Source organism: Exiguobacterium sp. s130 (assembly GCF_018619055.1).
Classification (GTDB): Bacteria; Bacillota; Bacilli; order Exiguobacteriales; family Exiguobacteriaceae; genus Exiguobacterium_A.
On record NZ_JACSNI010000003.1, the window covers coordinates 400,424 to 424,689 of the forward strand.

At 48.7% G+C, this 24,266-nt stretch carries 22 protein-coding genes; 17 read left to right on the forward strand and 5 right to left on the reverse strand.

Annotated elements, in window-relative coordinates; translation table 11 throughout:
• Positions 1 to 29 precede the first annotated feature (29 nt).
• A complete protein-coding gene (locus tag HZS85_RS09695) occupies positions 30 to 1,268 on the reverse strand; it encodes a purine/pyrimidine permease (RefSeq protein ID WP_214855402.1) in 1,239 nt (412 codons plus the stop codon).
• 107 nt (positions 1,269 to 1,375) lie between these two features.
• On the opposite strand from HZS85_RS09695, the gene HZS85_RS09700 reads away from it, so the two are divergent.
• The 3 genes from HZS85_RS09700 to HZS85_RS09710 are packed head-to-tail and all read left to right on the forward strand — an operon-like array spanning position 1,376 to position 4,049.
• Positions 1,376 to 2,197, forward strand: coding sequence for a LysR family transcriptional regulator (locus tag HZS85_RS09700; RefSeq protein ID WP_214855405.1), 822 nt, complete (start codon positions 1,376 to 1,378; stop codon positions 2,195 to 2,197).
• Positions 2,198 to 2,228: 31 nt separating this feature from the next.
• On the forward strand, positions 2,229 to 3,413 hold the full coding sequence (locus HZS85_RS09705; RefSeq protein ID WP_214855407.1) for an RtcB family protein: 1,185 nt from the start codon (positions 2,229 to 2,231) through the stop codon (positions 3,411 to 3,413).
• 33 nt (positions 3,414 to 3,446) lie between these two features.
• Complete coding sequence (locus HZS85_RS09710; RefSeq protein ID WP_214855409.1) at positions 3,447 to 4,049, forward strand: hypothetical protein; 603 nt, start codon at positions 3,447 to 3,449, stop codon at positions 4,047 to 4,049.
• A 33-nt stretch (positions 4,050 to 4,082) separates the two neighbouring features.
• On the opposite strand, the gene HZS85_RS09715 is transcribed toward HZS85_RS09710, so the two are convergent.
• Complete coding sequence (locus HZS85_RS09715; protein WP_214855411.1) at positions 4,083 to 4,577, reverse strand: hypothetical protein; 495 nt, start codon at positions 4,575 to 4,577, stop codon at positions 4,083 to 4,085.
• A 257-nt stretch (positions 4,578 to 4,834) separates the two neighbouring features.
• Between HZS85_RS09715 and acnA the strand changes: the two genes are divergently transcribed.
• From acnA to HZS85_RS09765, 10 genes are all read left to right on the forward strand, one after another.
• Positions 4,835 to 7,561 carry an aconitate hydratase AcnA gene (acnA, locus tag HZS85_RS09720; RefSeq protein ID WP_035408655.1) on the forward strand — a complete coding sequence of 909 codons (2,727 nt, stop codon included), beginning with the start codon at positions 4,835 to 4,837 and terminating at the stop codon, positions 7,559 to 7,561.
• A gap of 57 nt (positions 7,562 to 7,618) precedes the next feature.
• On the forward strand, positions 7,619 to 8,083 hold the full coding sequence (locus tag HZS85_RS09725) for a DUF3939 domain-containing protein (RefSeq protein WP_214855413.1): 465 nt from the start codon (positions 7,619 to 7,621) through the stop codon (positions 8,081 to 8,083).
• A 190-nt stretch (positions 8,084 to 8,273) separates the two neighbouring features.
• A complete protein-coding gene (locus HZS85_RS09730) occupies positions 8,274 to 8,981 on the forward strand; it encodes a hypothetical protein (RefSeq protein ID WP_214855415.1) in 708 nt (235 codons plus the stop codon).
• 76 nt (positions 8,982 to 9,057) lie between these two features.
• Complete coding sequence (locus HZS85_RS09735; protein WP_214855417.1) at positions 9,058 to 11,301, forward strand: AAA family ATPase; 2,244 nt, start codon at positions 9,058 to 9,060, stop codon at positions 11,299 to 11,301.
• 12 nt (positions 11,302 to 11,313) lie between these two features.
• Complete coding sequence (locus HZS85_RS09740) at positions 11,314 to 11,751, forward strand: acyl-CoA thioesterase (protein ID WP_035408645.1); 438 nt, start codon at positions 11,314 to 11,316, stop codon at positions 11,749 to 11,751.
• A gap of 237 nt (positions 11,752 to 11,988) precedes the next feature.
• Complete coding sequence (locus HZS85_RS09745) at positions 11,989 to 13,053, forward strand: M15 family metallopeptidase (RefSeq protein WP_214855419.1); 1,065 nt, start codon at positions 11,989 to 11,991, stop codon at positions 13,051 to 13,053.
• A 17-nt stretch (positions 13,054 to 13,070) separates the two neighbouring features.
• On the forward strand, positions 13,071 to 13,685 hold the full coding sequence (gene plsY / locus HZS85_RS09750) for a glycerol-3-phosphate 1-O-acyltransferase PlsY (protein ID WP_035408639.1): 615 nt from the start codon (positions 13,071 to 13,073) through the stop codon (positions 13,683 to 13,685).
• Between the two features lie 192 nt (positions 13,686 to 13,877).
• The gene (locus HZS85_RS09755; protein WP_056060593.1) at positions 13,878 to 14,642 is read left to right on the forward strand and encodes a DeoR/GlpR family DNA-binding transcription regulator; all 765 of its coding nucleotides are present in this window, start codon (positions 13,878 to 13,880) and stop codon (positions 14,640 to 14,642) included.
• Between the two features lie 25 nt (positions 14,643 to 14,667).
• Positions 14,668 to 15,330 (forward strand): copper homeostasis protein CutC, encoded by a 663-nt coding sequence (locus HZS85_RS09760; protein ID WP_214855422.1) that lies wholly within the window; start codon positions 14,668 to 14,670, stop codon positions 15,328 to 15,330.
• Between the two features lie 186 nt (positions 15,331 to 15,516).
• Positions 15,517 to 16,146, forward strand: a complete 630-nt coding sequence (locus tag HZS85_RS09765; RefSeq protein ID WP_214855425.1) for a DUF975 family protein — start codon at positions 15,517 to 15,519, stop codon at positions 16,144 to 16,146.
• Between the two features lie 52 nt (positions 16,147 to 16,198).
• On the opposite strand, the gene HZS85_RS09770 is transcribed toward HZS85_RS09765, so the two are convergent.
• Together HZS85_RS09770 and HZS85_RS09775 are read right to left on the reverse strand one after the other, a co-directional pair.
• Entirely contained in the window at positions 16,199 to 17,080 is an 882-nt protein-coding gene (locus HZS85_RS09770; protein WP_214855428.1) for an NAD(P)-dependent oxidoreductase, read from the reverse strand.
• Complete coding sequence (locus HZS85_RS09775; RefSeq protein WP_214855431.1) at positions 17,077 to 18,822, reverse strand: ABC transporter ATP-binding protein; 1,746 nt, start codon at positions 18,820 to 18,822, stop codon at positions 17,077 to 17,079. The genes HZS85_RS09770 and HZS85_RS09775 overlap by 4 nt, the downstream gene beginning before the upstream one ends.
• A gap of 124 nt (positions 18,823 to 18,946) precedes the next feature.
• Between HZS85_RS09775 and HZS85_RS09780 the strand changes: the two genes are divergently transcribed.
• From HZS85_RS09780 to HZS85_RS09795, 4 genes are all read left to right on the forward strand, one after another.
• A complete protein-coding gene (locus HZS85_RS09780) occupies positions 18,947 to 19,378 on the forward strand; it encodes a YaiI/YqxD family protein (protein WP_214855434.1) in 432 nt (143 codons plus the stop codon).
• A gap of 82 nt (positions 19,379 to 19,460) precedes the next feature.
• The gene (locus tag HZS85_RS09785) at positions 19,461 to 21,095 is read left to right on the forward strand and encodes a sensor histidine kinase (RefSeq protein ID WP_251137916.1); all 1,635 of its coding nucleotides are present in this window, start codon (positions 19,461 to 19,463) and stop codon (positions 21,093 to 21,095) included.
• A gap of 32 nt (positions 21,096 to 21,127) precedes the next feature.
• Positions 21,128 to 22,882 (forward strand): EAL domain-containing protein, encoded by a 1,755-nt coding sequence (locus HZS85_RS09790; RefSeq protein ID WP_313291035.1) that lies wholly within the window; start codon positions 21,128 to 21,130, stop codon positions 22,880 to 22,882.
• Between the two features lie 61 nt (positions 22,883 to 22,943).
• Positions 22,944 to 23,213 carry a hypothetical protein gene (locus HZS85_RS09795; protein ID WP_035408622.1) on the forward strand — a complete coding sequence of 90 codons (270 nt, stop codon included), beginning with the start codon at positions 22,944 to 22,946 and terminating at the stop codon, positions 23,211 to 23,213.
• A 78-nt stretch (positions 23,214 to 23,291) separates the two neighbouring features.
• On the opposite strand, the gene HZS85_RS09800 is transcribed toward HZS85_RS09795, so the two are convergent.
• The gene (locus tag HZS85_RS09800; RefSeq protein WP_214855437.1) at positions 23,292 to 24,257 is read right to left on the reverse strand and encodes a DUF4003 family protein; all 966 of its coding nucleotides are present in this window, start codon (positions 24,255 to 24,257) and stop codon (positions 23,292 to 23,294) included.
• Positions 24,258 to 24,266: the final 9 nt, after the last annotated feature.

Sequence of the window (24,266 nt, forward strand, 5' to 3'; positions counted from 1 at the left end):
GATGAAATCGTCCGGTCGTACAATACCATTTAGCTTGCCAATCGATCCGCTTGTTTCGCGCGACGAGAACGTACTTTTTCGATGATCTCGAAACCGAGCACAAGCATCGTTCCGACGAGTAATCCATTACTGAGGAACGGACGAAGCGTCAAAGGCAGGACTTCAGCGATGACGGTTGATTGTAACAAGATACTGATGCCGATGACGGCACTGATCGCAAACGCATGGCGACGGCGACTGTTCTCCATGTTACTTTCAGCAGACTGCCAAGCAATCAGGAACATGTGCGGCAATGTCGCAAGCAACGCGGCACTCGCAACGCTCCGCGGTAAGGTCGCGATGATCCCGATCAAGCTTGGGAAGAAACCAATCAGTGCGATGACGAGCGAGGCAATCAAGAACGGACGACGTTTCCGGCTTCCTGTTTGCGCGATGAACCCGCTCGTAATGGGTAAAGGCACCGGTACAAGCGTCGAGAAAGTAGCGGCGAGTAAATGAATGACGCCTTCGATGGATAACCCTTGATGCAGACGTCCTTGTTTTTGAAGCGTTGCTTCGACGGCACTTAAAGCGGCAATTAAATTGACGACAAGCAAGATCGCGAACGGAATCGCGACAAGGAATGCACTGCCGTCAAACTGTGGCCATCCGAACGGTAACGCTTGCGGTGGTGCGAACAAACTAGACGACGTAGGAAGTGACGGACGGCTGACAAGCCAACCGACGATGATCCCGATCATCAAGGCGAACGGACGTAAGCGACTCGGTCCGAATTGGCTGAGTCCGAGCACAAGTAAGAACGTAATGATCCCGGCGAGCCGTGTTGCCTCGACGGCGAGGACGGCACCAAGCATGACGCCTGTCAATTGAATACATAATAAGAGCAAAAACGTTCCGCTGACGAGCGGTGTGAAGACGGGTAATAAGTACTTCGTCCATCCTGTCAAACCAAGGATGATGAGGACGATACCGGCAATGACGACGGCTGCCATCGCGATCGTAAAGGCCGTTTTTGAATCGACCGGTAGTGCGGCGATGACGACGAAGATGCTGACCCATGATCCGGCAGGTCCCGATACGATCGGAAGCCGGTGGCCGAAGGCTCCGTGTAGGAAACAGGCAATCCCGCCTACAAAGAACGACCGTTGGACAAGAGCAGCTGTTTCGACTGATGAGAGGTCGAACAGACTGGCGACGACGATTGGTAAAGCAATCGTGTTCGCGAGTAAAAAGACGATCCACTGTAAGGTAGAAGTCGTTTGTTTCATGAAAAAGCTCCTTTCTTAAACTTCAGATATTCCTGCATCATAGCATATGATTGATGTTATGATTCATATATCTTTATACATGAAAACATATGAAAGAGATGATGAATATGGATTTACGCCAGTATCGCTATTTTTGTGCGGTCGTCGAGGAACAATCCGTCACACGGGCAGCGGAGCGCTTACGGATGGCACAACCTGCCTTGACGCAACAAATCCGACGAATGGAAGAAGAGTTAAGCGTTCGCCTAATCGAGCGGGCAGGGCGCGGAATCCGGATCACACCAAGCGGCAACCGCTTATATGAACGGGCGGTTTCATTGCTACAGTTTGAGCAGGAGACACGAATGGAATTAAGCGACATCGAAGCCGGACGAACAGGGATTTTGCGGATTGGTGTCAACACGTTATCAGCCAGTCGGCTTGTTGACTGGATCGAACAGATGAAACGACGACATCCTGGTATTATCTTACAAGTTCACCAAGGAGAATCGAGTGCGCTCATCGAACGGTTAAAAGAGCGGTCACTTGATGCAGCGTTGGTCCGTTTGCCGATTGATGCGCAAGGCGTCTCGATTGAATGGATGGAGGAAGAACCGTTTCATCAAGTCTGGCACCCTGATCATCCGACAGCGGATCTCATCATTCCAAGTCAGGAAGGGCTTGGTGTCTTTCAGACATTAAGTCAACGGCTCGGTGTCGTATCGCAAGAGACGTGTTCTGACGTCTTGACACTAATCGGACTCGTTCGGAAAGGGAAGGCTGTGACCGTATTGCCGGAGAGTACGTTGCGGGAACTGGACACGGCAGGACTGCATCAGACATACCTGTCAGGTGCAGCAAGTACGACAGCCTTCGTCTGGTTGACGGAGACGGGACCGACGACACTGACAAAACAATTCATTGAAATCATGCAAGAAACAGTAGAATAATTAAATGGACAGGAAAGAAAGGAACGATCGTATGAAAATGATTCAAGGCACATATGGGGAAGCAAAGATTTTCACGGACAACGTCGACGAACTGACGATTAAGCAAGTAACAGCCATGTTGGAGGAACAATTTGCGACAGATAGTCGCGTTCGGATCATGCCGGATTGTCACGCTGGAAAAGGGTCCGTCATCGGAACGACGATGCATGTGACGGACGAGGTCGTACCGAATCTCGTCGGTGTCGATATCGGTTGCGGCATGTTATGTACACGACTTGCTGAACAAGAACCAATCGATTATGCGAAACTTGACGCGACGATTCAGCGTCTCGTTCCAAGTGGCATGTCGGTACGCCAGCAAGCCCATCCATTGTCAGAACAGGTACCGTTTGATCAAGTACTTGCACCGTTCAACGAGACACGGGCACGGTTGTCGATCGGGACGCTCGGTGGAGGGAATCATTTCATCGAACTGAACCAGGATGCAGCAGGACAGCGCTATCTCGTGATTCATTCCGGTAGTCGCAACCTTGGGAAGACGATCGCTGAACATTATCAGGCAGAAGCCGAGACGGCACGCTTCCAATTTGATGCGGGTCAAATCATTGAGGAATTAAAGCAGCAGGGGCGCGAATCGGATATTCAGGCGACCTTGCAGCAATTGAAGGAAAAACGATCTACGTTTAACAAAGATTTAGCATCTGTTTCCGGAGAAACGATGGAGCGTTACCTCCATGATCTTAAGATCGCCCAACGATACGCAGCATTAAACCGTCAAGCGATGACCGAAGTCATTTTCGAGGCGATGGGATGGACGGTAGTAGATCAGTTCGATACGATCCACAACTACATTGATCTTGACGCGATGATTTTAAGGAAAGGTGCCATCTCTGCGAAAGCCGGCGAGCGAGCAATCATTCCGATGAACATGCGTGACGGCTCCTTGATCGTCGTCGGAAAAGGAAATCCGGATTGGAATTATTCCGCGCCACACGGAGCAGGACGCATCATGTCACGATCTAAAGCGTTCCAAACAGTTGAACTCGATGCATTCGAAAAGACGATGACCGATGTCTGGTCAAGTTCTGTCGTCGCGTCGACGCGTGACGAGTCGCCGTTCGTCTATAAACCGATGAACGAAATCATTCGCAATACGAAAGAAACGGTCGATGTCGTCGAGATCATTAAACCGCTATACAACTTTAAGGCAAAGTGATGTCAGGGTGTTTTCAAAAGGGGAGGATAGTGTATGCGCTATAAGAGAAACATGGCGATCCTATTTTCGAGTGTATTTTTAAGTGTAGGATGTACGGATGAGGCGGTCACGACGGAACAGAAAAAAGTAGAAGTCAAAACTACTACTCATATGAATCAGAAGACAAAACATCCTATCTTACATCCTGTTCAGTATGAAAAGCTGTTCAAGTATATGGATGAACACCTGAAGATGGATCAATTTCAGTTGCAGGCAAGTACGATAGGTTCAGATTTCACGGCTGTAGATCGATCGTTGAGTTTTGGGGAGAGACGTTGGTTAACCGTTGACGGAACGATAGACACACCGTCGACACAAGAGACACTTTATTTTGAAAATCAAAAACAAGATACGCGGTTAGCGATCCATTTTACTTATACAGATCGATACATAGGCAATGACGTGATGCAGTATCAATCAAGTGAGGGCTACAAAGGGCTTAATCAAAAGCTATCGAATCAGTCTGATCTTATCATCATCAGCTACAAAAACATCCTCATATCCGTGCAACAAAATGCTTTATATAAAGTCGATCCTGACACGACGCAGGAGGCAGCAAAACAGGTGATTCACGAATTAAAAAACGCTCCCGTTTAAAACGAGAACGTAAAGATGACAACTTTGATTTGATTAGACGGCACCATCCGGCAATGTCTCACCTGTCCGGCGAATCGTCGCTCCGAGTTCAGCGGCAATCGCATTGACGGCTTCTGAATCTTCGTTGACTTCACTGATCAAGATGACACCGTAATGATTGGGATTGATCTGATTCAGTGTCCGGTTAAACAAATCAAACGAATCTCGCTCGTTTTTCTCATCCCGGTTCGCACCGATCAAGTAGCCGGCGACAGAACCGACGAGCATACCAAACGGACCACCGACGACACCGATCGCCATGCCGATCAATGAGCCTTTAAAGGATTGGTCCTGTTGCGTGAAGTCGATGGCATCGATGAAAGAGAAGCCCTCTGCTTCGTCACGTTTTGCGAGAACCATCTGATCCATCTCGATTTCCTTGATTGCCTCGAGATCCTTAATCATCGCAAAGCCTGTTTTTGCTTTTTCTAAATCACTAAAAATGATTGTCGTAATAACGTGCGTTGCATCGCTTTTATATTTCGCCATAATAAACGCCTCCACAAGAATCGGATATCGTACTACACTTTTTAAGTACCCTGAACATTCTAAATGGAAACGCGAGACTGGAAATATGAAAAAAACAGGACAACAGAATAATTTTTTAATATCGGCAATAAGTAAAACTTATCGAAAGTCTTTTGTTCTTTCAAATTGTAACGGAATCCATATTATACTATGATAGAACTGTACAAGTAAGCGGTATCAGGGGCTTGATGTCGTGAACACTTAAAGGGGGAATCACCATGAAGCAAACAGATGTGTCGCAAGATGTCTTTGGCGCACGCCGTTCGTTTGAAGCAAACGGTAAGAATTATCAGTACTACAGTCTTGAAAAATTGGAAGAACTCGGATTGACGGAAGTCAAACGCCTTCCATATTCGATTCGTGTCTTACTCGAGTCAGTACTTCGTCAACAAGATGGTCGTTCGATCACACGTGAACACGTCGAGAACTTGGCGAAATGGGGAACAGCTCAAGTTTCGAATGATGTCGACGTTCCGTTCAAACCGTCACGCGTCATCCTTCAAGACTTCACAGGTGTTCCAACGGTCGTTGACCTCGCATCACTTCGTAAAGCGATGCAAGATCTCGGTGGAGACCCATCGGTCATCAACCCAGAAGTACCAGTCGACCTCGTCGTTGACCACTCGGTTCAAGTCGATGCCTACGGTTTTGCTGGAGCACTTGCAGAAAACATGGATCTTGAATTCGAGCGTAACGAAGAGCGTTACAAATTGCTTCGCTGGGCAACGTCAGCATTTGATAACTACCGTGCCGTACCACCAGCAACAGGAATCGTTCACCAAGTCAACCTCGAGTACTTGGCATCTGTCGTCCTTGAAAAGGAAACAGCAGACGGTACAGTTGATGTCTATCCGGACACACTCGTCGGAACAGACTCACACACGACGATGATCAACGGTCTCGGCGTCCTCGGTTGGGGAGTCGGTGGGATTGAAGCGGAAGCGGGCATGCTCGGACAGCCGTCATTCTTCCCAGTACCTGAAGTCATCGGTGTTCGCATCACAGGTGAGATGCACCCAGGAACGACAGCAACAGACGTCGCGCTCCGTGTAACGGAAATGCTCCGTCAAGAGAACGTCGTTGGTAAATTCGTCGAGTTCTTCGGTCCATCACTCCACTTGATGTCACTTTCTGACCGGGCAACAATCGCGAACATGGCTCCAGAATACGGCGCGACATGTGGATTCTTCCCAGTTGATACAGAGACATTGACGTACCTTCGTCTGACAGGTCGCGATGAAGCATTGATCGAAAAAGTCGAGAACTACTCGAAAGCAAACGGTTTGTTCTACACGCCACAAAACGAAGATCCAACATTCACGAAAACGGTCGAACTCGATCTTTCGACGATCGTTCCTGCGCTTGCTGGACCAAAACGTCCACAAGACCGGATTGATTTGACGGATGTCCATACATCATTCAAAAAAGCGTTGACGGCTCCACAAGGAAACGCTGGATTTGGTCTTGCAGAAGAAGAAGCGAACAAAGTCGCAGTCGTTCAGTTCGAAGACGAAGCGGTTGAGATGCGTACTGGTGATGTGGCGATTGCTGCGATCACGAGTTGTACGAACACTTCAAATCCTTACGTCATGATCGGTGCGGGACTCGTCGCGAAAAAAGCGATCGAACTCGGTCTTTCGGTTCCGAAATACGTCAAGACATCACTTGCGCCAGGATCGAAGGTCGTTACGGATTACCTCGAGAAATCAGGACTCCAAACGTACCTTGACGAACTCGGCTTCAACACGGTCGGTTACGGCTGTACGACATGTATCGGGAACTCTGGTCCACTCGACCGCGCTGTCGAAGATGCGATCCTTGGTTCAGACTTGCTCGTTTCGTCTGTCCTCTCAGGAAACCGTAACTTCGAAGGTCGTGTCCACCCGCTCGTCAAAGCGAACTACTTGGCTTCACCGCCACTCGTCGTCGCGTATGCCCTTGCAGGAACAGTCGACGTCGATATCATGAACGCGTCACTCGGGACAGGCAAAGACGGACAAGAAGTCTTCTTCGCTGACATCTGGCCTTCACGTGATGAGATCCAAACGATCATCAACACGGTCGTCACACCAGAAAGCTTCCGCGCAGAATACGATTCAGTCTTCACAGGAAACGAACGTTGGAACAACCTTGACGTGCCAACAGGGGATCAGTACGACTTCGATGGTGAGTCGACGTACATCCAAAACCCACCGTTCTTCGAGAACCTCGCGAAGGAAGCGGGTCAAGTCGAAGCCCTCAACGGACTCCGTGTCTTCGGTAAGTTCGCTGACTCGGTCACGACGGACCACATCTCACCAGCTGGTTCATTCTCAAAAACGACGCCAGCCGGTCAATACCTCGTCAACAAAGGGGTTGCACCAAAAGACTTCAACTCATACGGTTCACGTCGTGGTAACCACGAAATCATGATGCGCGGAACGTTCGCGAACATCCGCATCCGTAACCAAGTCGCACCAGGTACAGAAGGTGGCTTCACGACGTACTGGCCAACAGGCGAAACGATGGCGATGTACGATGCTGCGATGAAGTACAAAGAAGATGGTACAGGTCTCGTCATCCTCGCTGGTAAAGATTACGGTATGGGTTCTTCACGTGACTGGGCAGCAAAAGGAACGAACTTACTTGGCGTCAAAGCCGTCATCGCGGAGAGCTTCGAGCGGATTCACCGTTCAAACCTCGTCATGATGGGTGTTCTTCCACTTCAATACGTGGCAGGCACAACAGCTGAAACACTTGGTCTAACAGGTGAAGAAGCGATCAGTATCGCAATCGATGAGTCTGTTCGTCCACGTGACATCGTTAAAGTCACGGCAACAGCGGCAGACGGAAAAGTCACTGAATTCGAAGCGATTGCTCGTTTCGACTCAGAAGTCGACATCGATTACTACCGTCACGGCGGGATCCTTCCAATGGTCCTTCGTGAGCGTCTCCAACAAGCATAAGTTGTCTAATCAAAGGTGGGGGAAACCCCACCTTTTTTTGACGAGAGGAGGAATTCGATGAATCGATTCAAGAAGTGGTTTCAACCGAAGGAAGATCGACCGTTGCCGATGCGTGACGTGACGCTTGATGAAGTCAAACAAGCGACGCATGCGTTTGAATCTGAACTACCGAAAGGGACGAATCGGACAGTGCTTCTAGATAATGATCAGCGGATCGACCTGAAACAGCTGGAGCCGTATTTGAAAGCACGCTCGACACAAGTGTTTTACATGTCGCGTGAGACATTCACCATCATGGAAGCAAAAGACCGGGAACTCGTCTATGAGATGGATCATGTCCAGGTTGCTGTCGATCGCTATTTTGACCGGGTGAAAAAACTTCCGTTAAAACCGTATAGCAAAACGTTTCAAGTCGACTGTGCGATGTTGTTTCAGGATGGCTATTTACGTGAAATGCCACATCATAGTTATTACTTGGTCGATGAGTCGATGATCGTCTCGTTGACGCCGAAGAAAGCGTAAACGTAATCAAGGGTGGACCGAATTCATTCGGTTCGCCTTTTTTTGTCGTCCTGAACGTTTTCTAATTTGTTCAAAAGTCTGACGAATTTACTCAGAAATCGTGAAATCTTGGACAAACCCTTTGTATTTCCCCTTTAAAACCGATACGATGATAGGGAATAGAGACTTGAGCTAGGAAGGTGTACATGGCATGACGAAACGAACGAGCACGTGGATTGCAGTAGCAATCGTGGCAATGGCGATCCTCCTTGCCTACAATTTTTATCTCTTGAACAAGACGCAGACCGCTAGCGATGAAAAAGCCGCAACGGTCAAACCGTTTTATACGATGACACGCATTCAATATGTCGAGAAGAAACTCGCAACGAAAAAAGATGAGCTCGAAGCCCGGACATATGAAGTCGTGTTTGACGACAAAGGGCATTTTCGGACAGAAGTCGTAGACGGACCGTCAAAAGGATCGCTTGCGATCTGGAACGGCACAATGTTCCGTGAGTATGATGCGACAGGGAAGTTAGTCAATGAGACGAAAGCAGGCAAAAGCGTCAGTGCGCCGCGTCCATTCCTCTCTCGAGGATTCAATGAACAGATTCTCGCCTTCATTAAAAAAGGAGACTTTGGACAAGTCGAGGGAGAAGCAGACATTGCAGGGATGGCTGCGGACGTTTACGTGAAAAAAGAACCATCGAGCACGGTTCCTGAAGAATGGATCAAACAGTATCCATCGATCTTCGATAAAGAAAACAACCAGGAACAAGCGACGTATTATGTCGCATCTGACCGTTCGAAAGTCCTCGGTGCCGAATCACGCAATAATGGTAAATTGTTCTACTCTGTCAAGATGAAGAGTTTTGAGACAATTGATACGTTCGATAAGGAATGGTTAAAAGCAAAATAAACAAGAAACGACCGGCGATGACGCTACGAAACGGTAGCGGACAAAGTCGGTTTTTTCGAGACGCAGGAGGTTCAACATGGAAGCATTCTCGAAAGAGGAGATGTTCAATCAAATCAAGGCGTGGGAAGAGGGCGCGAAAGTTGAGGAGGTGCTTGCGCTACGTTATGCCCAAAGTAGTCGGCTACTTGGAGAAACGGAAGCACTCGTCCGTATCTTAGCGTTACTTGTCGAGCATCGCTATATCATGACAGGACGACTGGACGCCTTAGCTGAGAGCTGGATGCAAGAAATCCGTCAGCATGGTCGCTTGCCAGCACGTCTTGAGCAGTTATTAACGGAGCAACAACTACAAAGTACGTATCAGCGTCTCGTCGCGCATACGTTCCCGACGATCCGTGAGACGGACAATGCGAACGCGAAACGATCTGCGACAAAGGAACTGATTCTCCAAGCGAGCCAAATCGTCGAGGAGACGGATCAAATCGTCGAACTGACAGAACGACTTCGTCGGCTAGATGCCGAACGCTGGACGGAACTGTTCGATGCTGGAACGGCATTGTTACGTTCGAGTGCAACGCTCGAGCAGACGGCGCAGACGTTCGTCGACAGCTTACAAGAACGCTTCTATTCCCGAGAAGCATTCCGTGAGATGACGGAATTGAAAACGACGACGATTCAGGATCTTAAGCGTGTCGTTGCCTTACTTCCCGTCGAAAGCAAACAAGTTGAACGATCAGCACTCGAGGAACTCGACGCGATGATTGGTCTCGAAGACATTAAACAACGGGTCCACCACATGTATCGGTTTTTGAAGTACCAACAAAAACGGTCGGAAGACGGCTATCGTTCAAGTGATCAACCATCGCTACACATGATCTTCATGGGGAACCCAGGAACTGGGAAAACGACGCTTGCCCGTTTGATGGCGAAGATCTACCATGAACTCGGACTACTCGAACGCCCGGAAGTCGTCGAGACGGATCGTTCGTCGCTCGTCGGTGCCTTCGTCGGACAAACGGAAGAACAAGTCATGAGCAAGGTCCGGGAAGCTGTCGGAGGTGTACTCTTCATCGATGAAGCCTACGCCTTAAAGCGTGCCGGACAAAGTGGGAACGACTATGGGCAGGCAGCGATCGATACGCTCGTCGCTGCGATGACGAGTGGGGAATATGCGGGACGGTTTGCAGTCGTCCTCGCTGGTTATCCGGAAGAGATGCGTGATTTCCTAAAGGCAAATCCCGGACTACGAAGCCGTTTCCCGGAATCGAATCATTATCTGCTTGCAGACTATACGGATCAAGAGCTGCTCGCGATCGGACGCTCGATTGCGACGGCAAATGATTACGTCTTGACGGAACAAGCAGAGCGGGCGTTGCTCGGTCGGCTCGAGCGGGAGCGCGTCGACGCGAGTTTCGGAAACGGACGGGCGGTTCGCAATATCGTGCTTGATGCGATCTTCAAGAAGGGAGCAAGCCTTGGAGAGAGTGCCAGTCACGAAGACTTTGCCTTACTCGAACAAGAAGATTTCGAGATGGTGCAAGAACCGGACGCGACGGTGGAAGAACGGATCGCTTCGCTCGTCGGATTGTCTGATCTAAAGGATGAATTGAAACAGATCGAAGCCTTATTATCAATGCAAAAACGCCGTCGTGAAGCCGGTTATAAGGTATTACCGGTCGAACTGCATGCGGTCTTTAGCGGCAATAGTGGTACCGGTAAGACGACTGTCGCTCAGCTTTATGCCGATGTCTTACGACAATGCGGCTATTTAAAACGCGGACACTTGAAAGTCGTCAGCCGAGCTGACCTCGTCTCCGGATATGTCGGACAGACCGCGCAAAAGACACGCGACGCGATTCGAGACGCGCTGGGTGGTGTCTTATTCATTGATGAAGCCTATGCGTTAAACGGTGGAGCAAATGACTTCGGGAAGGAAGCCATCGATACGCTTGTGGATGAGATGACGAAACATCAAGACAATCTCGTTGTTGTTCTTGCAGGTTACGAGCAACAAATGAACGCCTTGCTCGCGAGTAATCCGGGATTGAAGTCGCGCTTCAAGCGGTCGTTCCACTTCCCAAATTATTCGCCAGACGAGTTGATTCAAATCATTGAAGGATATGCGGCACGATTCGGATATGAGCTGACGGAGGACGCGCGACAGACGCTTACTGAGAAAATCGATGTCGTTCCGAACGGAAACGCACGGGCGGCGATCACGATTGTCGAACAGGCGATCGCGAAACAATCGATGCGATTAATTGACAAAGTTAGCTTATCCGGTTCAGAATGGTCCTATCTTGAAAAAGAGGATTTTTAAGGGGGAAGCTACATGCACACGATTGAAATACCTGTTCGCTACGCCGAGACGGACATGATGGGCATCGTCTATCATTCGAACTATCTCGTCTATCTGGAACTGGCACGGACAGAGTTAATCCAGTCCTTGGGTCTTAATTACAAGGAGATGGAAGATGCGGGTTATGTCTCCCCGGTTACGAATGTCAATCTCGATTATAAGCGCTCGTTGACGTACGGTGATACGGCGGTCGTCACGGTCTGGATTGATCATTACGATGGCTTACGGACGATTTATGGTTATACCGTCAAGCACCCGGACGGAAAACTTGCGGTATCGGCAAAGACGACACATGTCGTCGTCAAGAAGGAAAACTTCCGACCGATTCGTTTGCCGAAGGTGTTCCCGAACTGGCACGATATCTACGAGAAGATGAGTGAGACGGACGCAGCACTCTTAACGGAAGCGTGAAGATGTACAACAATAGCGGGATCGATTTTATTGAATCGGTTCCGCTTTTTTTATTTGCACCCTGAACAGTAAAATTTAGCACTTGGTACTAACGACCGATGACAAAGTCAGAATCATTTGCGAAAATAAAGAAGCTGAAGTAAGGTAGGGTCTTAGTCCATCTGTTGGAAGTAGGCTCGACGGATGGAACAATTAGCGGTAACATAGAGAAGCATAAAAAGAAGAGGGGTCTTACTCATGAAAAAAATCGTAACCGTTAGTACGTTAGCGCTTCTCCTTGCAGGATGTAATCCTGGGGATCAACAAGCGGACGATACGACGAAAACTGAACAGAAATCAGATGAGACAACACAATCAAAAGACGAAACGAAAAAAGAAGACACAGCAAAAGACACGAACAAAGAAGAAACAAACAAAACAGATGAAACAACGAAAGACGATACGTCAGAAGATGCAAAACAAGAAGACAAGTCATCTGAAGACAAGTCATCTGAAGACAAATCATCCGATGAGACGACACAAGAGGACCAAGGATCTTCGGATGAGGCAACGAAGGATGAAACAGAAAAGAAAGATGATACACCTGCAGCAGAGAACAAAACAGAAGACAAAAAGGACGAATCGACGGATAAACCGGATAGTTCGTCTCAGGATCCAGAGCAGGAAAAACCATCGAAACCAGAAGATGAGACGCCAGACGTCGATAAATCAGCAGATGCCAAAGCCGATCTTTCGCTTGGAATGCTCGTCGTCGTCAACAAGAAGTATAGCTTGCCAATCGACTACAAGCCGTCGGATCTCGTCGTTCCAAACGTCAGCTTCTCCTATTCGGGTGTACTTGAACAAAGCTACATGCGAGCACCAGCTGCGAAACAGATGGAAAAGATGTTCGCTGCTGCTAAAAAAGAAGGCGTAACATTGAACGCTGTCAGCGGATTCCGTTCCGGCGCACGTCAAAAAGTATTGTATAATAATTATGTCGCACGTGACGGCAAGGCAGCTGCTAATCAATATTCAGCACGCCCTGGTCACAGTGAACACCAGACAGGTCTCACTTTTGATATTTCGTCACCAAGTGTAGGTAATGGATTAACAGCCGCTCTTGGTGATACGAAAGAAGGAAAATGGATCGCGAATAACGCAGCGAAGTTCGGCTTCATCGTTCGTTACGACCGTGGTTTCCAGTCACGGACGGGTTATACGTATGAGCCATGGCACATTCGTTATGTCGGAGTCGATGTCGCGACACAAATTAAAAATAACGGACAGACTCTTGAGGAATATATGAAAGTCGGTCACTAAGAGGTTGGAGGTTGACTATGATTGAAATCATAGGGATTTTGGTTCTTGGCTATCTGCTTGGTTCGATTCCGTTCGCATTACTTGTTGGGAAATGGGGACACGGAATCGATATTCGTCAACAAGGTAGCGGGAATCTCGGAACGACGAATACGTTCCGTGTCTTGGGGAAAAAGGCAGGAATCATCGTCTTGATCGGTGATCTTGGAAAAGGAGCCGTCGCGAGCCTTGTTCCGATCTTAATGGGCGCGGATGTGCATCCGCTGTTTGCTGGATTAGCTGCTGTCGTCGGTCATATCTATCCGATTTTCGCAAAGTTCAAGGGCGGAAAGGCAGTCGCGACGTCTGGTGGGATGTTGCTCGTGACGAGCCCGATTCTCTTCATCTTTCTGCTCGTATCCTTTTTGACGACACTTCGCCTGAGCCGGATGGTCTCGCTCAGTTCGATCGTCGCAGCAAGTGTCGGGATTGTCGTGTCGATCACGATCGGCGTCTTGACGAACGATTGGATCGTTCCGACGTTCTTTACGGTTCTTGCGTTGTTCGTCATCTTCAAGCACCGTGATAACATCCAACGGATTCGCCAAGGAACAGAGTCTAAGATTCCACTCTTTGCAAAGAAATCGTCTGAATGAACGACTAATGACGCGTCTGCCTCTCACTCATTGAGAGACAGGCGCGTCTTTCGTTTGATGAAAGAGTCGGATAACGGACGAATTCAACGACATTTCATAGGAACTACACGTTTATTTACATCGGATTTACAAGATCTTTACAGACGTTCGCTACACTAGAACTAGAACTGGTCTGTAAAGGGGGAAGCGCACGTGTCGTTGTTAGGAGAAGAGCGGAAATCACGCATCATGGAATGGCTGGAAGAGGAAGGGAAAGTCATGACGAAGGATTTGATCGAACGTCTCGATGTCTCGGGAGAAACGGTACGACGCTACTTAGAGGAGTTGGAACGCGAACGTCAATTGAAGCGTGTCTATGGCGGTGCTATCTATCAAGGAGGAAAACGGGAGACGCCGATCTCACGGCGAACGGATCAGCTGTCCCGCCGTTTAGCGCGCTATGCGAAAGGGTGGCTCAGTGACTATTCCTGTATCTTTCTCGGACGGGGAGAACCGGTCGAGCATTTGTTACCTTATTTAACGGGAAACGCGACGATTGTCACGAATTCACTAATCGTCGCCAGTCATTTGGAGCAGTGCCGTAAGACGGGACCGTTCACTGGGGAAATTCGATTGTTAGGCGGAACAGTCGATGCATACGGACAGACGGTCGGGGTCGAGGTATTGCAAGCACTGGATGCCTATGCTTTTGATGCCTGTTTCCTATCGTTTGATGGTGCTGAGATTGAGCGAGGCTTCGTCAGTGATGATATCGAATCGTCACTTATCCAAAAAGCGGTCATTAGTTGCACAAAAGATGTCTACGCCTTCTTAGCCAATGACGAGTTCCAAGGAAACCGAAAATATAAGGTGGCAGAGTTCCGGCGCGCGAAAATCGTCCTCAGCCCAGCTTCCTATCCGCCATCATGGGAGATGAAACTGTTCAACGAACGCGTGAACTGGATGGTCGTCTCATGATACACTGATGCGGGAGGGATGTATCATGTTAGAAATCATTGCATCGACCGTAGAAGAAGCGGTCGCAGCAGAACAAGCCGGAGCGGACCGGATCGAGCTCGTTTCCGCATTATCCGAAGGGGGATTGACGCCGAGCTACGGACTGATCCGTCAAGTCGTCTCGACGGTCGAGATTCCGGTTCACGTCCTCGTGCGACCACATAGCAAATCGTTCGTCTACTCGAAATCAGATGAGGAGACAATCATCACGGATATTGACTTGATCCGTGAACTCGGTGCAGCCGGGATCGTCGTCGGCTCATTGACAGCAGACGGTCGTGTCGACGAAGGTTTCCTCGGTCGCATCATCAAACATAAAGGGGAACTGTCATTGACGTTCCACCGAGCAATCGACAGTAGTCGTGATATTCTTGAAGCGGCAGAAGTACTCGCTGATTTTCCAGAAGTCGACCGGATCTTGACGTCAGGTGGTCAAGCGACGGCACTAGAAGGTAAAGAGACGATCGCACGTTTGATTGCAGACTATCCGGACTTGATCATCTTACCAGGATCCGGCATCACACTTGAAAATGCAGAGGCACTTCTTGAAGCAACGAAGGCGTCCGAGCTGCATGTAGGATCGGCGGTCTTACAAGACGGTGCCATTCAAAAAGAACACGTTGAGGCGTTGACACGACTCCTAGGATGATCATCGAGTGAATCAATCCATTTTTCTGATCTGTTGAGATGAGGGAAATGGATTTTTTTCATGCGCTCGTGACGACTTTTCGACGATTCGCTTCAAGCAGATGAAAAGCAGAGTGGGAGAACTAGGTTTTTCAAAGGAACTGGGCTAAAATCAAAAGTGGAAATAGTGGATATAAAGGAGTACGACATGAACCCTAAACAATTGAAACAAGCTGCTCTTGGTACGTTAAAAGGACAATGGTTGGTCGGATTAAGCATCTCGATCATCTACTTCCTTATTTTTGCGCTCGCTGCAAGCCGGATGTCATTTGACCAAGATGACATTGATAGTATGGTTCGATTCATCGCACTGAACATGGTCGTCACGATCGTCCTGGCTCCAGTGACAGTTGGTCGAACGATTGCTTACTTACGCTTCACCCGCGGAGAGTCTGCAGGAATCGGAACACTGTTCGAAGGATTCTCTTCGTTTCGACGTGCTTTCCGGACGATTGCCGCATATGCGATCGTAACGGTATTGGTCTATGTTGGATCATTTTTGATCTTACCGGCACTATACTTCTACCTAGCATATCGTCTCGTTCCGTATATTTTAGTCGATCGACCGGAATTATCGTTTTGGCAAGTACTTGGTGAAAGCCGCCGGATGATGAAAGGGCATAAGCGTGAACTGATCATACTTTACTTGAGTTTCATCGGCTGGGGGATCCTCGCACTACTTAGTACAGTCGGTGTCATCTTCTTGACGCCATACTTCGATACGACGATGGCACACTTCTATGAACGCTTGAAACCAACCCGTTCCGTTAAGGGATGAACGTAAAAAAGCCTGTACATTACGTCAGTAGACGTAGCGTACAGGCTTTTGCTTATTCCACCGAAGCGCGTGAACGCTCAGCGAGCAATAGATAAAGCGCTTGTGTACCGGAATCGGCGTGACCCAGCTCAGCAAGTTGTACATATAAGTCTTTCGTGAGTGCAAGACCAGGTGTCGCGATACCCATCTCAGCGCCGCGTTCGAGGGCAAGGCGCATATCCTTGATGAAGTGTTTGACGAAGAAACCAGGTGAGTAGTTTTCGGTGATGACGCGCGGAATCAAGTTCTCAAGACTCCAGCTACCGGCAGAACCAGATTTGATCGTCTCGATGAACTGTGTCGGATCGATTCCGGATCGTGTGACGAACAACAACATCTCCGCTGTTCCAATCATCGATCCGGCGATTGCGATTTGGTTCGCGAGCTTCGCCGATTGTCCTTTACCAGGACCACCGAAGAGTGAAATCGATTTCCCCATCGCCTCGAATAATGGCTTCGCTTGTGCGAAAGCCGCTTCTTCACCACCGACGAGAATCGCGAGTGTTCCGTTCTTCGCACCGAGATCACCGCCCGTGACAGGTGCGTCAAGTGCCTGAAGACCGCGTGCTGTCGCTTCCTGCGCGATTCGTTCAGCAAGAGCCGGACTAGACGTCGTCATATCAATCAGAATCGTTCCTGGTGTCGCATGATCGAGTATGCCGTCTTCGAAGTAGATCTGCTTGACGTCTTGCGGATAACCGACGATCGAGATGACGACGTCGACATCCGTGACGACATCTTGAATCGTATCGACGATTTCGACACCATCTGCTTCAAGGACGAGTCCTTTCTCTTTCGTGCGATTGTATCCTTTGACTGTAAAACCTGCCTTACGCAGATTGCGGACCATGCCTTGTCCCATGACACCTAATCCGATGAAACCGACTGTCTTCATACGTGATTCCCCCTTGCACGTTCCGTGCCGATGAATTGTTGCGTTACGAGCTTATTATACAATGGATTGTCGACGACAAGTCGATCATGTGTCCCGATACCTGAAATCTGACCATCTTCAAGAACGATGATTTGATCGGCATGACGGACCGTCGCGAGACGATGGGCGATGACAAACGTTGTCCGTCCGACCATTAATCGCTCGAGTGCTTCTTGAACGACACGTTCCGACTCGGAGTCGAGACTGGATGTCGCTTCGTCAAGCAACAGAATTTCCGGATCACGGAGGAGTGCACGTGCAATCGCAATTCGTTGGCGTTGACCACCGGACAGTTTGACACCCCGTTCTCCAATCTCAGTCGCATAACCTTCCGGGAATCGTTCGATAAACGTATCGGCATTCGCCATCCGTGCAGCCGCACGGATTTTGTCTTCACTGATGTCATCTGTCAGACCGTAGACGAGATTGTCACGAATCGTTCCTGATAAGACGGGGGAATCCTGCGCGACATATCCGATTGCCTGTCGCCAAGACGATAACGTCAAATCAGAAATGGGTTGATCTCCGAGTCGGATTTGTCCTGACGTCGGTTGATAAAATCGCTCAAGTAACGCAAATAATGTCGTTTTACCAGAGCCGCTCGGACCGACGATCGCTGTCGTCTTGCCGCGTGGTAACGTAAAGCTGACATTCTGTAAGATCGACGTCTCATTGTATCCAAATGACAAGTGTTCGACCGTCACGTCCGTAAACGGACGAGATGCTACAAGCGTTCCAGCTGCTTCTGGTGATTCATCGAGAAGCTCGATGATTCGCTCTGTCGCACCGCGTGCTTTCTGTAACTTCGTGATGAATTCAGTCATCGTCACGAGCGGAGTCATGATTTGGAACAAATAGAGCGAAAAGGCGACGAGTTCACCCGCCGTGATCTGGTTCGTCGAAACGCGGTAGGCACCAAAACCGATGATCAGGATCAACATCGTCGTTAGAGTGACGTTAAAGATCGGCAACAAGAGGGCTTGAATTCGTCCTTCCTTTACACCATACCCGTATAAGTTCTCAATCCGAGTTTTTCCTCGCCCCAGCTCATAGTCTTCTGTTGCTTGTGATTTGACGAGTCGGACCTCACCGAGCATCTCGGCAAAAAAACCGGATAATCCTGCAAGTTCCTTCTGAGTCTCACGAGAAATCTTGTGTAGTTTGCGGACGAGCGGAATGATGATCAACAAGGTCACGGGGACAGCGATGACCATGACAAGCGTCATTTGCCAATCGAGGAAGAATAGGATCGTGATTGCTCCGATGATTGAGACGAGTGACGTCAGCAAACGAACGAGTTGTTCCGATAGCAATTGCTGGAGTGTCGTTGCGTCACTATTAAGTCGTGAGACGAGCTCACCGGATTTTGTCTCATCATAGAACGGAATCGATAGCGTTAACAGACGCTTCCATAGAAGCGTTCGTAAATTGGCGACGATCCGTTGACCGACGATCTGTAACCAATAGATCGATAAAGCGTTCGCGACGACTTGAACGACGAAAACGATTACAAATAGACTGATCAATTGTGGTGTCAGTCGATCGACAGTAAAACCATCAATCAACGTCTTTAAGAACCAAGGAATGGCGAGCGCAGCCAGCGCTTGGATGACAGAGACGGAAACAGCGGCAGATAATAAACCGACCGGTGGTTTCGTTTTTTTCAATAACAGGTAAAAAGATTGGAACGTCGCAGCGTTCATTTCAACACATCCTCTCTTTTCTATTGTCCTGAAGAACGAAGAGACGGTCAAATGGGAAGCGCGACTTGACAAAAAATCTTTCGATTTGTGACACTGATAGTGGAAACAATAAGGGAGGATTCAAATGTCTATTTTCGTAGATGCGGACGGATGTCCCGTTGTCGATCTCGTCATTCGACACCGACAGGGACGTGACGTCTTTTTAGTTTGTGATACGGCACACCAGGTGATCCGAGAAGGAGCGACGACGATTACCGTCGGACAAGGACCAGATGCCGTCGACTATGCGATCGTCAATCGGATGAAACGTGGCGATCTCGTTGTGACCCAGGATTTTGGTTTGGCAGCACTCATCTTAGCACGAGGCGGACTCGCAATCGATCAAAATGGTCGCCAGTTCACGAACGACAATATCGATCTATTGCTCCACACTCGCCATGTCGGACAACAAATCCGACGAGCAGGCGGGCGTACGAAAGGACCGAAAAAACGGACGCGCGATGCGGACCGTTCCTTTGAAGAATCATTTCGTACATTAGTGCTAACCAGCATGTAAGGAAGGTAGTGTTGGACTGTTGATACGGTACGGACCGTGATATAATTTGAAGCATGAATGAAATCAGAAAGGAGGATACACGTTGAAACGAATTTTACGCGACCACTCGAAGGATCGTCCTTACCGATTGCGCCAAGGAACGGTTCCGGAATCAACTGAGGCACGACTCACATCACTCGATCAACGTGAAATCAATCGATTACAACAGGATTTACGAAAAGTCGAAGTGAAATTGAAGCAACGCAATGAAATCATGGAAGCGTTGGCGACACAAAATGTTGAAGCAGCCTGCGAGACTGTCTTGATGATCTTGTTGCAACTGCTTGAGGTAGAAGAAGGAGCTATCCTTTTGTACCGGCGGGAGCAGTTAAATCATTTCGTCGCACAAGGGATCGACGATATGGAGCTGATCGAAAAAGATCTCGATCAATATTCGGTCTTGCGTCGCGCATTCGTCATGCGTAAATCGGTCCAATTGCCACTCGGCGACCAGTTCGAGTCAGCAATTCCCGTACAGTCTCCAAGCAACGGACAAGTCGTCGGACTGCTATACATCCGCCATCCCTTCGCCCAGTTCAATTTAGAACAAGTCGGGGATTTACTTGATCTATCACGAAAACTTGGGATGACGCTTGAACGCCATCTCCTGTTCCATCAAATGGAGCATGAAAAAATCAAGACGTATCAGCTACTTGATTCGATTCGGGAAGCTGTCCTATATATCGAGAGTAGTGGGGAGCAGATTTATGCGAACCAGGCCTTATTGAATATGTTTCCACCAAAGCTCGTCAATCAGGCGCAAGGGTTCCGTCACGCGTATGAACGGGCGACGTCTCTGTTTGAACATGTCGATCAGCCGGAAGCACTTCATGATTACATCGGTCAACTGATGAACGGGGATATTCCGGGAGAAACGATCGAGTTATCGGCATTCCGGGGGAACTTGTTGCTCAGTGCCTATGCTGAGCGGATTGCAATTGCGAACGTTGAATGGGGGATGATGCTTGTCTTACGTGACGTGACGAAAGACAAGGAGCTCGATCTTAAGCAGGCAGAGTTCGTCTCGATCGTTTCGCACGAGTTGCGGACACCGCTTTCTTCGATCATGGGCTTCACGGAGTTATTGATGAAACGAGAAGTCGATCCGAAGCGGCAGAAACGCTATTTGCAGACGATTCATTCGGAAACCGTTCGATTGGCGGAATTGATCAATGACATCCTGGAAATTCAAAAAGGGGAAGACTCGACACATGGAACACAAAAAGAATTACTTGATTTAAAACAATTGATGTTCGAGATGAAGCCGATGTTCGATCTTGCGAGTCTCGCACATCGCATCAGTGTCCATTTTAGTCCGGGATCCTATACGATTTCAGCCAGCAGTGAGAAGATGAAACAACTGTTTACGAACTTGATCATGAACGCGATTAAATATTCGCCCGAAGGCGGCGAGATTCGGATCAAAGGATCAAACCAGTCAGATCAATTACGAATTGAGATTTCAGATGAAGGGCTTGGTATTCCAGAAAAAGCGCTTCCTTACATCTTTGATAAGTTTTACCGAGCAGATAACTCGGATACACGTAAAATCGGTGGAACGGGCTTAGGACTCGCGATTTGTCGGATGATCGTGCTTGATCATGGTGGAGCTATCTCCGTCCAATCAACGGAAGGAGAGGGCAGTACCTTCATCATTCAACTCCCGCTCGACGCATGACCGACTACAGACTCAGAAAGGAGGAAGACACGGTGAATAATTCACACATTCGTTATGAAGCATTGCATCCGCTCGTCGAAGAGATTCTTGAAAAACTTAGTGAACGGATTGGCGTCAACACGTTGTTTTTTGCATTAAATGATTCATATAGCAACTTTGTCGTCAAGGCAATCAATCAAGAACGTCAGTTGATCGAAGAAGGCTCGACCCATGTCTTCCAACATGTCCTCTGTAAGCTGGTCGTCGATGAGACGGACGGGAAGCTCTCGATCAATGAATTGCTCAACGATCCATTGACCGTCAATCATCCGGTCACGAAAGCTCTTGGGAACGGTAGCTTTTTGGGAGTAGCGATCAAAAATGCGGAAAATGAAAAAATCGGGACATTATGTGCCTTTGATGATCAACCATTCGACTTCAAGGAGCAGGATATCGCGCTCGTCGAGCGGTATGCGGATATCATTAGTAAATCGATCAACGTCGAAACGTATGTCATCAAGGATGCGCTAACAGATGTCTATAACGAACGGTACATGAATCGACTGATCTCAAGTGTGACGATTCATCCTGCTTTCTTAATGGTGTTGAACCTCGATCGTTTCCATGCGATCAATGCGACGCATGGATACCGGGCAGGGAACGAAGTGCTACGCGAAATCGCGAATCGGCTGAAATATGTTCCTTTACCGAATCATGTCGTCGGTCGAATGGATGGGAATGAATTCGTCGTCTTAGCAGCACTTGAACAGGAACAGGAATTCGAACAATGTGCGGAAGATTACGCTCGCATCGTCACGGAAGCGATTGAGCAACCGATCGTTGGTGTTGCAGCCGAACCGATTCAGGTGACGGCATCATCTGGCGTCAGTCTTCTGACCGGTGATATGGCAAGTCGCCAGATACAAATCTATGCAGCAGAAGCCTTGATGCAACAAGTCAAACACGAGGGGAAACAGCGAACCTCATTTGTTAATCCAAATCGGAAGGCGGAACAGCATCCATTTGCATCAGTTCTTGAATCAGAGCTTTCGCATGCACTAGAACGGGGACAATTCGAGCTCTACTATCAATGGATCGTTGATGCGAAACAAGAACGCTACGTCGCGGTTGAAGCGCTTCTACGCTGGAATCATCCTGTGCTTGGGTTCGTCAGTCCGACGGATTTTATTCCGATTGCCGAGAAGATGGAGATTTTCCCAGACATCGGTCGATTTACGATCCGTCAGGCAATCCTGGATCAACGGCGCTTGGAGGAGACATTTGGACGTAAGATTTCCGTCGCCGTCAATCTATCGGCAAGCCAGTTCGAGTCGGATCAACTCTTTTCAGAATTACTTAGACTGACAGAAGAATCGTATTTCCCGGGCGAACGACTCATTCTTGAAATCCGGGAGGAAGTATTGCAGACGCGTCGTCGTTTTGCAATGAAACGTTTGGAGCAGCTGCGTCAAGCAGGCTACCGTCTGACGGTCGATCATTTCGGTAGTCACTACGCGTCACTTAATTCGTTATTGCGTTTACCGGTCCAAGCAGTCAAGCTCGATCCAATCTTTACACGTCGACTCGTTCAAAATCAGTTAGAGCGTTCGATGATTCGCTCTGTTCATTCCTTGACGTCGACGTTAAACATCGCGCTCGTGATTCAGGAAGTCGAGACCGCGTCGCAATTGCAACAGATTCAAGTGTTGGATGAGCAACTTTATGTGCAAGGCTACGAGGTCCATCACCCTCAGCCGATTGAACAATTACTCATCGAGGACATCGTTCGAGGGCGTGCTGAGGTTTAACCGTTCTTCAGTCGGGAATACATTAAAATGTGGAACAAGTACATTTTAAGGGGGATGCCAAATGGCTGATCAACATGATAAAGAGACGGACCCGATTACTTCAGGAAACCGGATGACGAAGGATGAGATTGCCGGACGTGACCCGCAAGACAATACGGAGGTTCCGGAAAAATCGAAGGATGAAAAAGAAACGAAGCATCAAGATCAAGAAGCTGAGAAAACAGAACGACCAGATGACGAAGCTTCAAGTGAAGAGGCACCCGATTTGTCGCACGCTTCTGATGAAGATGGCGATGTCGAGCCATCCGATGAAGAGAACCAACAAGGTTAAGAATGACTAAAATAAAGGGCAATCGATGTCCGGCAGAAATGCTGGATATCGATTGCCTTTTTTTGATGGAGTAAAAGATTACTCGCCACCCCCACCGCCGTCACCACCACCATCAAATCCTCCGTCGATCCCGCCGTCTGTCGCATGGGACGTGTCGGTCAAATCAACAGGGAAGAGTAAGAACGGAATCGCGTCGGTGCCGTCCGGTGGGAGAATCGAAGATGGGAAGAGCTGTTGCAGGATCGTTTGTTGACTTAAATACAATCGGATTGCTGTCAAATAGACTAAGTCTTTCCGGTATTTAAAATGTAAATCGGAGCGTAACGCCTCTGCCATCTGTTGGAGTGCCGAAGCATGAATATTGGGATCACCGAGTAACGCAAGCATGCCGTGGAATGACAGCGGGACACGATGCTTACGATGTATCTTACGGGATGACTCCACTTGTGCGATATAGCGATCCCAATCGTCTTCAGGCAATAAAGCGAATATCAAGGCGACGACATACGTCTGTTGAGCGCGTCCGAACCGTCGTTTGAGTCGTTGATAGACCGTTTCGATACGCGAGGCGAGTTCGTCTAACTCACCGCGTGTCGTAGCGTGAAAATAGACGAAAGAGATCAATAGCGGTGACACGATGAACCGATGTTGTTTTTTGAGGCGTGTGTATAATTGTACCGTTCGTTCAAGTACCGCGTCCTGTGGAGTAAGACGGCTGATGAACAGGGCAGTAGAGTAGGCATTCAAGGGATGCGACAAGCGATGCGATTTAAAATAGCCGTGAAGCGACATCATCTCGGCGATGCGGCTCGGTGTGTGGGCGTCAAAGGCATGAATCTTCGAAGCAAGCAATAATGCCTGGGTGGTTTGTGTACGCAAGCGTATTTTTAAGTCATCTGCTGTCTCAAGCAATACACTTGCGGAAACCTGCTCCGTTCCGATCGTCCGGTCGAATGCCAATTCGATGAGAATACCGTCCTGATACGTTCTGAATTCTGGTCCGATATGATTCAGTTGTCGCAAGAAAGTCGTCGCCATCTCCATGACTGTTCC